The 12506-nt window shown below is 56.9% G+C and carries 7 protein-coding genes; 5 read left to right on the top strand and 2 right to left on the bottom strand.

Features of this window, described 5'->3' with window-relative positions; translation table 11 throughout:
* Positions 1-701: hypothetical protein (locus tag GV044_RS19345; RefSeq protein WP_236555114.1), on the top strand; the 701-nt coding region annotated here is incomplete at its 5' end.
* 400 nt (positions 702-1101) lie between these two features.
* On the opposite strand, the gene GV044_RS19340 is transcribed toward GV044_RS19345, so the two are convergent.
* Together GV044_RS19340 and GV044_RS19335 are read right to left on the bottom strand one after the other, a co-directional pair.
* Positions 1102-2499 (bottom strand): DUF3987 domain-containing protein, encoded by a 1398-nt coding sequence (locus GV044_RS19340; RefSeq protein ID WP_159873988.1) that lies wholly within the window; start codon positions 2497-2499, stop codon positions 1102-1104.
* Positions 2499-3503: a hypothetical protein gene (locus GV044_RS19335; RefSeq protein WP_159873986.1), complete on the bottom strand. Its 1005-nt coding sequence runs from the start codon at positions 3501-3503 to the stop codon at positions 2499-2501. The genes GV044_RS19340 and GV044_RS19335 overlap by 1 nt, the downstream gene beginning before the upstream one ends.
* 492 nt (positions 3504-3995) lie before the next feature.
* Between GV044_RS19335 and GV044_RS19330 the strand changes: the two genes are divergently transcribed.
* The 4 genes from GV044_RS19330 to GV044_RS19315 all read left to right on the top strand — a co-directional run bounded on the left by GV044_RS19330 (position 3996) and on the right by GV044_RS19315 (position 12120).
* Positions 3996-4358: a hypothetical protein gene (locus GV044_RS19330; RefSeq protein ID WP_159873984.1), complete on the top strand. Its 363-nt coding sequence runs from the start codon at positions 3996-3998 to the stop codon at positions 4356-4358.
* 345 nt (positions 4359-4703) lie between these two features.
* A complete protein-coding gene (locus tag GV044_RS19325) occupies positions 4704-7577 on the top strand; it encodes an ATP-dependent DNA helicase (protein ID WP_159873982.1) in 2874 nt (957 codons plus the stop codon).
* A gap of 6 nt (positions 7578-7583) precedes the next feature.
* Entirely contained in the window at positions 7584-9470 is a 1887-nt protein-coding gene (locus GV044_RS19320; protein ID WP_201299165.1) for a site-specific DNA-methyltransferase, read from the top strand.
* Positions 9463-12120, top strand: coding sequence for a DEAD/DEAH box helicase family protein (locus tag GV044_RS19315; protein ID WP_159873980.1), 2658 nt, complete (start codon positions 9463-9465; stop codon positions 12118-12120). The genes GV044_RS19320 and GV044_RS19315 overlap by 8 nt, the downstream gene beginning before the upstream one ends.
* Positions 12121-12506: the final 386 nt, after the last annotated feature.

Here is a 12506-nt window from a genome sequence, read left to right as displayed (position 1 = left end):
GCCCTAGACGTCCGTCGCGTGCAGCGGGATGGCTGAGTGGTATAAGCGCCGAGGGGCCGCACGAGCCGGTCACGTTCATCGTCGCGGAGCATGCCATGGCAGGCGATCTACACTACCTCAGAGTCGGCGACCTCGTTGTGCACCAAATGGGCGGCTCGGCCGATCACCCGTTGGGTGAAGTGCTCTCCATGCGGGCGCGCGCCACATACACCGATGTAGATTATACATGGCGCGAGTGGTGGGATGTGGAATCCGGCGCGCTGTGCAACGGAGCCCCAAGAGAATTGCAGGTTTGTCGCCTGCGCCGAGTGCCGTCAGACGATGGCGACAGGTTCGACCTACGTCACTTGCGGTTGGGCGATCGTGTGATCCGCGAGCACACTTCAGCGGAGGGAGTCGAGAGGAACATCGGCGAGGTGGTGCTGATACGTGCAGCGGTCCGGGGCCTCAATCATGAACGTCCATGGCAAGGCTGGTGGGATGTAACCACGGGCATGTTGTGCAATTGCCCGCCCGACGCCGCTGCGGCTTATCGCATAAGGCGAGCGACACCCGAGGAGATCGATCGGCTCGGTCCGAATAAGCGCACTCCTTCGCCAAAGGACCATCCAAAATACGAAATGCCGAGTTCGGAAACGCTGGCGGCTCTTTACGACGCCATGATGATCGAACTGGAGGCCGCCGCTGGCCGCCCCGACTAGGCCCATAACTGATCACAGAAGCCGTGACACGTCAGACCACTGGCATGCCAGTGGTCTGACGCGCGACGGCTCGCGCCGAGACCGAGGCCCTCCCGAGCGCCACCACCTCTACAGGTGTCGCAGGTGTCGCAACGCCAGACGTCCAGAAGCGCTGAAAGCGCCTATAAAGAAGAAGATTATCCTCTGTTTCCTTAAGGCCTCTCACTTCGCGTCTGAAGCCCTGCGACAACTGCGACAACTGCGACAACGAGGAAGAAACGGCGGTAAACCGCCATTCCTCCCTCTCTCAGGCGTCGCAACCAGCGGCTTCAAATGTCGAATTTGTCGCAACGAGTTGCGACACACTGTCGCAGGAAACGGCCGGTGTCGCAGAATATCTGCGACACCGACTGCGACACCCCTAGCCCTTGAACTCCCACATGATCGCCTTCGAGCTTCCCCTCGTGACCTCGACCGCGCGGATGTACTCGTCACGCTCCATGGAACGGAGGATCGCATCACGCTTGCTGCCGTTGAGCTTGCGGAAACACGATGGGCTATTTCGCGCGAGATCACGGTTGCTGACGGGACCGGCCCTGTCGCGAAACCACTTTTCGAGCTTTTCAATGATATGACGCTCGTCAGAATTGCGCGTTTCACCATCCCCAATATCAAGCGCACGCAACTGGTCTGCGTAGAACTCAACGAGTGCCGTTGCGGCCATTGCGAGCGGCAAAGTGATGTACGTTTCGTTCTCGAAAAGCGCCAGCGCTCCAGCGAGCCGACAGGCATGCTCGAACGCTCGATTGAAAAATGGGTTCCCTTCTGAGCGCCAGGCGCGGCAGGTCGTATTGAACCAATCCTGCATGTGCACTGCCGCATCGCGATCCCAGCAGAGAGTGCGCGGCTGAAGCACACGCTCGTCGAACTGCGACACCCGCATCTCAGTTGAGAGCATCCAGTCGATCGTATCGTGGTACTCCGCCATTGCAGCGTCGAGACGTGAGTTTCGCCCTGCCGTCGCCACGTCGATGAAGTTGGCCTCCGGCGGGGTCCACGCCGGTGGACTAACGATCAAGAACCTCGCATGGATACCGTGCGCCCGAAGGATCGGATCGGCGAGGAAGCGTTCGGCGACTTCCGGCTGGACCATGACCAAGGCGGAGATACGACGCCCTGGAAGACGCACGGTGATCTCTCCGGTGGTACGGTCCACTGCGTTGCCATCCCACAAAGTCGTGAGGAACGAGGCCATCTCGGTTGGCGAATTCTCCGCCTTCAGACTGTGCCCGCCGAGAAAGGAGCCACCCTCTCCGGTGAAGACACCAAGCGTCGGCCAACCATCCTCAAGCGTGCGGAAGAGGCCGTTCGTGGTAGCTTTGGTCACGATATTGTCCCGACTCAACGGCTTCTTCGGGCCGTTCTTCTCCAATCGCAAAAGCTCTTCGACGTTCTCGTCTTTTTCAGCTTTTGCCTTCTGCCGATCCCAGATTTTCCGCTCGGCTGCGTAGGTGAGCATGTCCTCGTCGAACACCCTGCGCTCTCGTTCTTGCCAGCGGTGCACGCCGGTCATGAAGCAGTTGTACAGCGAGGACTTGGCGTCGCCGGAGCGCGCCAAGATCATAAAGAAGCAGCTAGTCGGATAGGTCACGCCGGGGGAATAGAGCGCGTCCACGTTTCCAAGCCCCTGTGCCGCGTGGCTGACGACTGCGAGGGCTGCGGTGCCGACTGCCTCGACGGGATAGGCTCCCATCGTGACTTGCGCACCGATTGCGCGTTGCAGAGCATCTGGGAGGAGTTCGAGCGGAAAATCGCGCATCAGACGATCCTCCGGAACTTTGCAAGAGCACCCGAGATAACCCGATCGAGGTAGCGGGGGTCGACATAGTCCTGCTTACGGTTTTTTCCGTGGTGCGCAGCCCAGATGGTATCAACGAGGCGTTCGGTGAGCCAATCAACGTCGGGTTCAGCAGTCACCGCCACATAATGCGCGACGGCGCGCAAGATCGGGCGGTGGTACGAGGGCCCGATATCCGCCAGAAGGTCTTCGAAACCGCAGCCAGGGAAGCGCTCCTCCCTTTCGGCGGGCGTGAACACCGGGCGAGGCTCAACGGGCCGAACCCACGGGGAGATCGTCACCGCATCAACTTGACCGCGAACCAGTCCTGAACGATCGCACCCGAGGGGGTCTTGTGCGCCGACGAAGATAGGGCTTGCCGTGTAGTGGATTTGATTGGGCGTAAACGGGGCCGGATCAATGTCGTAATGCTTCCAGTCGCCGGATTGCAGGCGGTCGTGCAGATCGCCGCAGAGCCAAGGCTCAGTGAGGAAGAACCAAAGGTGACATGAGAGCGTGCCCCAGCCATCAAGCCCGGCGGAACTCGACCACTGGAAGTGGAAGGTTGCCTGTTGGAACTCCGGCGGCAGCGTAGAAATAAGATGCGCAAGCCGCTCCTCCATACCCGTGAAGCCGTAGGACGAGACGGGCAATTTATCGATGTCCAGCATCAACCAGCGCAATCCGTTCGGACTTGGCTCGAAGTTGCCCTCGGGATTGATGAACGAATGCAGGGTCCTGCGGACGGCAACATCGTCACGACCATCCACGAGCCGACCACGGATAATGGCGTGATACGGCATGGTTTCGAGCACTTGCAGCAACACGGAAAGCTCATCGATCGACCGCGCCGGGTAGCGATCAGAGTTAAACAGGTAAGCGTTGCTATAGTCGGACTTAGACCAAGCGTTCTCAGTCCACGTGAGCGTCTTGGTGAGCGGAATCCTCTTACCGCCCGAGTTAGTTGTCGAGATAATGGTAGGCATGTGAAAATAGACTCTAAATAGAACTCCATCTGTGGGTGAAGGGCCGGGATCAATGTGAACCGTTCGTGATCTTGGATATCCAGAGCACGTGCGCATATTCAATATCATTCACATCTTGGAACTCCTTTCGAGTAACCAAGCCGCCTCACTTCAGCGAGTGAGTGGCTTCTACCAAAATGCAGTAGGGGCAGATCCATTTGATTCGAGCGAACGTGTGAACTTTTTTTGCGCGTGCGCACGTCGACAGCGTTGCTACCTTCATAAAGGTCTGATCCGCGCTGAGCGTTCGGTCCGGCGCTTGCCGGGCGGTGCGATCTTGGTAGCGTCTGGGATTCGCCTCGTCTGCTGACCTTCTGGACTACCCGCGCCCGAGCGTACCGGATGCACAAAAAACACGGTTGCAAAAATTGAAATCGCAATCGAGCGTTCGGAACCGTTACTTCTGTGACTGCCCGCTTATGTGGGCGACGATGTAACTAGGAAAGAATCACGATGAATAAGAACTTTCAATCAAACGCAAAAGAATTCGATGAAATCCCCTTGCCGAACGAACATAGGTACGTCTCGCACGTTGAAGATGATCCCATGGTTTGGCAGCAGAAGTTCTCAAGTCTTGAGGAAGCAATCGACGCTACGCGTGCTGTCGTGGTTGAACGTATGGTTCGGAACGGCGCTGGTGAGGGAATGATTTACGACCGTGCTGACCGTAGGATCGTCGCTTCATGCAAACCAGATGTCGAGGGTGGGCGTTTTTACGGCAACGTGCAGGTTAGCCACTTCCCATCACCTGAGCACCTCGTACACTGCGCCCGTGTTGTTGAAGGCTTTGATGCACAGACCCTGACGTCAATTTAGAGAAGGGTTGACGGTGGCTTCCAGCCATATGCGATTGGCGGCGGGTCTGCCCCGCCATCGCATGTGGTCGAGCGCCTAGAGGACAGCGCGTTCAGCCCAAGATCGTCGAAAATGAGGCACATCGGTTCTGATCAATGCTTTTGTTATCAACCCCATTCGCTAAAGCGGAAGCTGGTGTCGCTTGAACAGGCCCTAGATGGTGCCCGCCAAACGGGCGGCAGACCATTGCCGCGCTAGAGACCAATACCATACTGACGCTGCTTACTCACACACAGCGGCACATCTCCACAGGCCTCAGTACGCCAATACCTCGCCCAACCGCCACCTAGCCTATATGCTGCATGCATGAGGGCACCAAATTCTAATCAGCAAGCTGCGATCGAGGCGACCGAGGGTCCGATTCTGATTATCGCGGGGCCAGGGTCCGGGAAGACATTCACGCTCGTCGAGCGGATCGTCAACCTGATTCGCAACCATGGCGCGGAGCCGGAAGCTCTGCTGGTCGTCACCTTCACCGACAAGGCCGCTCGTGAACTTACGACCCGCGTTTCCAACCGGCTGCTTGAAGTCGGCATCTCGTTCAACCTCAATGAGATGTATCTCGGGACCTTTCACTCGATCTGCCTGCGTCTGCTCAAAGACCATCGTGAGTTCACGCGATTGCAGCGCAATTTCGCAATCTTCGACCAGTTCGATCAGCAGTACTTCCTGTTCCAGCGGCTGAGCCGGTTCATCAAGATTGATGATATCGAACTCGTCATCGGCAAGGAAACGGCGGGCCGGTGGTACCGTGCGACCCAATTGGTGCAGTGGCTCAACAAGGTCTCGGAAGAGGCACTCGACGTCGAGGCGCTGAAGGCGAGTGATGATCCGGCGATTATCGCATTGGGCAACGCAGCGATGATCTATCGGGAATTGCTGATCGAGCAGAACAGCTTGGATTTCGCCGGTATCCAGTTCGAGGCCTTGCGGCTTTTGGAAGAGAACCCTTCGGTTCTGGCCGAACTCCGCCAACGCCTGACCCACATCATGGTGGACGAATATCAGGACACTAACACGATTCAAGAACGGCTGCTGTTTCTTCTTGCGGGCGATCAGAAGAACCTGTGTGTCGTAGGCGATGACGATCAAGGACTTTATCGGTTTCGTGGCGCGACGATCCGCAACATACTCGAATATCCAGCGAATTTCCCGGAAGGTCAGTGCTCGCAGGAACGGCTGACGATCAACTATCGATCTACCCCGGATATCATCAACTTCTACAACCGCTGGATTGCCGACGAGGACTGGCGCGAAGGTGGCAAACACTTCCGCTATGACAAGACCATTTTCCCTCGCCAGTCCAGCTTCCCCGAAACCGCGTCGGTACTGCGCATCTCTCAGAGTGATCACTGCGACTTCCACGAGGAAGTCACCTCGTTCCTGCACAGGTTACGGGACAATGGACTCACTGACTGGAATCAGGTCGCGTTCCTTTTTCGCTCGGTGAAGAGCGACAAGGTTCTGGCCTTGGCTCATCATCTCGAAGAGCAAGGGATTCCGGTCTATTCGCCCCGCTCCAATCTCTTTTTTGAGCGGCAAGAGGTGCGCCTGATGATCGGCGCGCTGATCTTCCTGTTCCCGCAGTTTCCGAGCATCCGCCAGACCCGTGAGGGCATGGAAATGGCGATCTGGGAGTATTACGATCACTCGTGCTTCCGTGCCTTCGCGGAGGAACTTAGAAAGCCGGAGAACGCCAGCTTGCTGGCGTTCGCTCGCCCGCTCGCCAAGCGTCATCTCGCCATGCCCGCACCAGCCGACTACGGCCTTACGGGGCTCTTCTACCAGTTGCTGCAATACCCTTTGTTCAACCGGTTCCTCGGCGAAGAAGTTATGGCGGGCGTGGACAAGGGCCGTGCGTCGCGGAACCTCGCCCTGTTGTCACAACTCCTGACAAAGTTCGAGTACCTCCACCGCATCACCGTCGTGAACCCCGAGTACATCGAGCGGGACTTGTTGAACCTGTTCAACCGCTTCTTCCGGTTCCTGATTGACGGCGGGATCAACGAGTACGAGGACGACAGCGAGTATGCCCCGAGCGGATGTGTATCTTTCTTGACCATCCACCAGTCGAAGGGTCTTGAGTTCCCCGTTGTCGTGTGCGGATCCCTGGAGGCGGTGCCACGCAAGCAGTGGACGGAGATCGACGTCGCGATGGAGGGCTATCTGGCCAAGCCGCCGTTCGAGCCGCTCGACCGGACCAAGAACTACGATTTCCGGCGTTTGTTCTACACTGCCTTCTCACGCGCCCAGAACCTGCTCGTGTTGGCGACACAGGTGAAGGAGGGACGCGGCCGGTCGCCGTCGAAGTACTTCGAGGGCGCTTGGGAGAGACTGCCGGACTGGCGCGATCCGTTGTTCCGTCCCGAGCGGATCGACTTCGATCAGGTGAGGAAGACTAACCTCAAGCGGCAGTACAGCTTCACCTCGCACATCGCGCTGTTCGAAACCTGCGCCGAGCAATACCGGTTCTTCCGGGAGCTTGAGTTCACGCCCGTGCGGGCCAGCGCACAGCTTTTCGGAACGCTCGTGCACCAAACCATCGAGGACGTGCACAAGGCAGTGCTCCGAGGCGAGCCGGAGATCGTGACGACCCGCCAGGTCGAGAAGTGGTTCGAGACCAACTATCACTACCTTTCGCGCCGGGAGCGGCAGTACCTCAACGCCCTCGCCAAGGGAGCGGCGCTGCGCCACGTGCAGCGGTACATCCAGCGCGAGCGGCGACACTTCTACCGACTCAAGGAGGCCGAGGTCGATATCTCGATGGTGAAGGACACCTACATCCTCAGCGGTTCGGTGGACCTGATCAGGGGCGAAGGGGACACGGTCGAGTTGATCGATTTCAAGGCGGAGAAGAAGCCCGACCTGGTCCGGGACCGTGAACGCCTCCAGCAGTACCGCAAACAGCTTGAGGTCTATGCCCATCTCGTGGAGGAGAGGACCGGGCATCGAGTGAGCAGGACGCACCTCTACTACACAGGGGAGGAGAGCGGGAATCCGTTCATCAGTTGGGACAAGGACAGCAAGGCGATAGATCGCACCATGGCCGATTTCGACAGGGTCGTCGGCAGGATCGAGGGGCGCGATTATCGGATGAAATCGCGGCCGGGTAAGAAGTGCGAGGACTGCGACATGCGGTTCTATTGCGACACGAAAAACTGGAAGTTTCTGGAAGGGTAACGGCGAGTGAGTGACGGACAAGACAGGCTCGACCTCGGCAGCGATCAGCAGGAAGGCCGGGTCGAGGAGTACAAGTTCGAGCCGATAAAGGGCTACCCGATGCTAAACTGGCGCGGGAAGCGCCCGTTCGTCTCGACTCAGTTTTATCCTGCCCAACTCAAGGAAGTGCATGGACCTGAGGTCGATGGTTGGCGCAACAAGATTTTTTGGGGGGATAACCTTCAGGTTATGAGTCACCTGCTTCGCGACTATCGGGGTGAAGTTCAAGCGATTTATATTGACCCTCCATTTGACTCAAAGGCGGACTATAAAAAATCTATTTCCATAAGGGGTTCGGATCAGCGCTCACTATATACAGCTTTTGAAGAAAAGCAGTATAGTGACATTTGGTCTAATGATGGGTACTTACAGTTTATCTATGAACGGGCGGTGATAGCTCGGGAGTTACTGTCTGAAACTGGAGTACTATTTTTCCATTGCGACTGGCACAAGTGCCATTACATTCGCGTAATCCTGGACGAAATTTTCGGCCCAGAAAACTTCTTAAATCAAATTATTTGGAAGCGTAGCCCTTTTGCGGGGAGCAGCAAGGCAAGGGCAAATAAATTTCCGGTAAACCATGATGTCATTTTCATGGTGTCCAAGTCCAAAAGGTATCTGTTTAATAAGGTTTTCACGCCGTACGATCCTGACTATCTTCGCCGCTTCTCGAACCCTGATTTTGACAACAAAGGGCCTTGGCAGAGTGTCTCTCTGAAGACCTATTCGCAGGAAACCTTTGATCGCCTAAAGGCTGAAGGAGCACTTCTTTCGCCTGCGAAGGATGGATCTGGATGGCGTTACAAGTTCTATCTAGAAGATGCGAAAGGGAAGCAACTCGAAGACATTTGGAATCTCTGCTTTTCGGAGGGAGAGCTAGGTAATGTTTGGGAAGATGTCAATCTTACTAATCCAATGGCAAGAGAGCGTACAGCTTACCCGACGCAGAAGCCGGAGGCTTTGCTGTCAAGGATCATCGAAGCCGCAACTCAACCAAACGATCTTGTTCTAGACTTCTTTTCTGGATCAGGGACTGCGGCAGCGACTGCTTACAAACTCGGAAGGCGTTATATAATTGCAGACATAAATCTAGGTGCGATACAGACGTCCACCCGTAGGTTAGCGGAATGCGAAGAACAGGCACCACTTTCAGGCTGCGCTGGCTTTGAAGTCTACAATGTGAACCACTACGATTTCTTTCGGAATCCGGCTCAAGCGCGTGAGATTTTGCTGGAGGCGCTCGAAGTACAGCCCTTGCAGCAAGGCTCGATGTATGACGGAGAGAAGGACGGCCGCATGGTCAAGATCATGCCGGTCAATCGCATTGCGACCAAGGCGGACCTCGGCGAGCTTGCCACAGCCTTTGACCAGAAGGTCTTCCAGCGTCGGCAAGACGAAAACCCCAGACATCCCGTCGAGAAGATCCTGCTCGTCTGTATGGGGCATGAGCCCGACCTTAAGGCTGAACTTGAGCTTCAGGCCAAACCGTTCAAGATTGACGTCGAGGTCGTCGATATCCTGCGCGACAAGTCGCAGCTTGAGTTCAAGCGTGATGCCGAGGCCAAGTTGGCGATCCGAGACAGCGAACTCGTGATCGAGAACTTCTACCCGATGAACCTGTTGCAGAAGCTATCCTTGCAGCAGGAGCAGGTCGGTGAATGGCGCGAGTTGGTGGACAGCGTCATGGTCGACTGGAACTACGATGGTGCGGTGCTGCAACCCGCCGTGGTTGATGTCCCCGGCAAGGACGAGTTGGTTGTCGGCTGCTACGAAGTTCCGGCAGATGCTGGCACGATCCGCGTGAAGATCACCGACTTGCTATCCGAAAGCTGGGAAGGCAATATCGATGGCTAAGGCACCCAAGGCCAAAGGTCAGGAAGCCCTCCTTGGCGAGTTCGCTTTCTTCAAGTTCCTCTGGACCTTCTACCGGCAGAACCGGGCGGCGATCCGGCGCGAGTATCGCGATCTGACCAAGAAGTTCCTCGACTTCAACGACCCGGATCACAACCCGAAGGCCTTCCTGCGTACCCCGCAGTTCGAGGCGCTGGAAGTCTATGTCTTCCTCAAAGAGTTCCTCGACAACCGGAGGGTCGAGGAGATTTTTAAGGACTGGTTCGATCGCGCGGGCAAGTTCGCCCAGCGCGCCGAAGGCGGCATCTCCAACAGCCAAGGGCAGGTCTCGCTATTCGAAAACGTCACTCGCGATCAGTACAAGGTCGTGTTCGAGGCGATGAAGCGGAACCGCCGCGTCTACCCGAACTACATCTTCGCGCTCACCATGGGCACCGGCAAGACCATCCTCATGGCGACCTGCATCTTCTACGAGTTCATCCTCGCCAACAAATGGCCGAAGGACTCGAAATACTGCCACAACGCGCTGGTCTGTTCGCCGGACAAGACGGTGCTCCAGTCCCTGCGTGAACTGGAGTCCTTCCCTCTCTCCCGCGTGGTGCCGCCAGAGTACGTCAATTTCCTGACCACGCACATTCGCTTCCACTACCTGGAAGAGGCAGGCACCTCCCTCGATACGCTCGACCAGTCGCGCTTCAACGTGATCGTGTCGAATGTGCAAAAGATCATCCTGAAGAAGAAGCACAAGCAGGACACCGCGATAGATAGCCTGTTCCGGGCCACGCCCGAGGTGTTCACCATGCAGAGCGTCTATGGCGACGCGGCCGACCTCTACGGCTTCGATGAGCCGGAGGACGAAACTGAACTGACGACCAACCAACGGTTCGAGAAGCTGACCCGGCTCGAACAGCTTGGCATCTACGTGGACGAAGCCCACCACGCCTTCGGTGCCGATCTGGCCAAAGATATGGGGATCGGCGCAAAGCCCACCGACACCAGCCTGCGCACGACTATCGACAAGCTTGCCGCGAAACTGAAGACGGCGGGTACTCAGGTAGTCGCCTGCTTCAACTTCACCGGCACACCTTACGTCGGCCGCACCGTCCTGCCCGAGGTCGTCTACGCCTATGGCCTGAAAGAGGCGATCAGCAACGAATACCTCAAGAAGGTAGACCTCAAGGGCTATGCGAACTCGCGCACTGCCGAGTTCGTGAAGATCGCCGTCGACGATTTCTGCGAACAGACAAATGGCTTGATGCCCGAAGGCCTGATGCCCAAGATGGCCTTCTTCGCCTCCACCATCGAAGAGGCCGTCAACGAACTGAAGCCTGCGGTTGAGCGGGTGCTGATCGAACGTGGCATCCCGACGAGCCGCATTCTGATCAACGTCGGCGACGCCAAGATCACCAGCAACGACGATGAGCGCGCGTTCCGTCGCCTGGACTATCCCGAGAGCGACAAGCAGTTTATCATTCTCGTCAACAAGGGGCGGGAAGGCTGGAACTGCCGGTCGCTGTTCGGCGTGGCACTCTTCCGCCAACCGAAGTCAAAGATTTTTGTGCTTCAGGCCTCAATGCGCTGCCTGAGGTCCATCGGCGACGTCCAGCATGCAGGCCATATCTACCTGTCTGGTGCCAACCTCAAAATCCTCGATGATGAGTTACAGCAGAACTTCCGCATGTCGGCCGATGACCTCAAGGGCGCGGTAGGGGACAAGGAAACGGTGGAGGTCAGGGTCAATGAGCCTGTTGTGCTCAAGATCAGGCGGGTTCGACGCAGTTTCGTGTTGGAAGAGAAAGTGCCGGTGGTCGGTGCGGACCTTGGGTTCAACCTGGCCGACAAGGCTGCTTGGGCGGGACTCACCGACAAGTACCGCCTGATGGAGACTCAACGGACCGAACTCGGGCCAGCAAAGGCCAGCGACAGGGTCCGCGATCTCTCTGCACAGCGAACGAAGTTTGCCTATTCGGAACTGATGATCGTGGCCGAGGTGGCCCGCTACCTCAACCGTAGCCCCGTCGAAATCGAAGGACTCCTTGCTGGCTCTCAGCAAGGTATGGCTGCGATTCTCGAAGCCGTGAACACCTTCAACGACCTACTGCACGATCTCATCATCCCGCGTCTGTTCAGCATGCTGTACAGCCTGAACCCGACCGAAACGACCGATGAATACGAGGTCGAACTCGTCAAGGTACCTGCTGCGGGCTTCTACTCGGTGACGGCGGCCAAGGACAAAATCGTTAGGGAAATCGATGCCCACGCCGCGCCCTATCGTGACAAGAGCTTCCACCTCGACACCTACTGCTTCGACTCCAATCCCGAGCAGACCCTGTTCTGGGATTTGATCCGCGAAGGCCGGGTGAAGAAGCTATATTTCACCGGTATGCTGACGCACGGGCAATCGGACTTCTTCGTCCAGTACATCGATCCGGATTCAAAGACGGTCAGAAGCTACTATCCGGACTTCTTGTTCGAGAAGGAAGACGGCAAAATGGTCATCGTTGAGGTGAAAGGCGACCATCAGGTTAATACACCTGTAGTTCAAGCAAAGCGGGAGTTCGCCGAGCAAATGGCGATAGCGTCAGGGATGACTTACGAGATGATCAAGGGCACCGACGCGTTGGCACACAGTTATGCGCGACTGCTGAACTGAGTTAAACATGATTTCTTAGTATCAAGGCGGTCAAGTGGCAGAAGGACTAGGAGTGTCGCAATCGGCGTCGCAAGATCTTTGCGACACCGAGCATTTCCTGCGACAAGGTGTCGCAAGCAGTTGCGACAGAATTGGTGGCTCCAAGACCTGAGTTGCGACGCATGGAGCCGCGACATGGCGGAATTCTGCCAATTCTTCTGCCTTGTCGCAGGTGTCGCAGGTGTCGCAGGTGTCGCAACCTTCCAGACGCGAAGAGGAAGTTGCTAATAGGAAAGAAGGTTCATCTTCTTCTTACAGGGCGTTTTCCACTCGCGTGTGGCTTAGGCGTTGCGACACCTGCGACATACGACACCACTTCTCATGTACGCGATCGCGTTGCGGCGTAG

Origin of the sequence: Novosphingobium sp. 9U, assembly GCF_902506425.1 — a bacterium.
Lineage (GTDB): Bacteria > Pseudomonadota > Alphaproteobacteria > Sphingomonadales > Sphingomonadaceae > Novosphingobium.
Note: the sequence above shows the minus strand (reverse complement) of the source record. Positions and strands in the feature narration are given on the sequence as shown.

Excerpts from the sequence above, each read along its gene's own strand:
- GV044_RS19335 (WP_159873986.1), bottom strand. The coding sequence starts at position 3,503 with ATGCCTACCATTATCTCGACAACTAACTCGGGCGGTAAGAGGATTCCG.
- GV044_RS19315 (WP_159873980.1), top strand. The coding sequence starts at position 9,463 with ATGGCTAAGGCACCCAAGGCCAAAGGTCAGGAAGCCCTCCTTGGCGAG.
- GV044_RS19325 (WP_159873982.1), top strand. The coding sequence starts at position 4,704 with ATGAGGGCACCAAATTCTAATCAGCAAGCTGCGATCGAGGCGACCGAG.
- GV044_RS19340 (WP_159873988.1), bottom strand. The coding sequence starts at position 2,499 with ATGCGCGATTTTCCGCTCGAACTCCTCCCAGATGCTCTGCAACGCGCA.
- GV044_RS19330 (WP_159873984.1), top strand. The coding sequence starts at position 3,996 with ATGAATAAGAACTTTCAATCAAACGCAAAAGAATTCGATGAAATCCCC.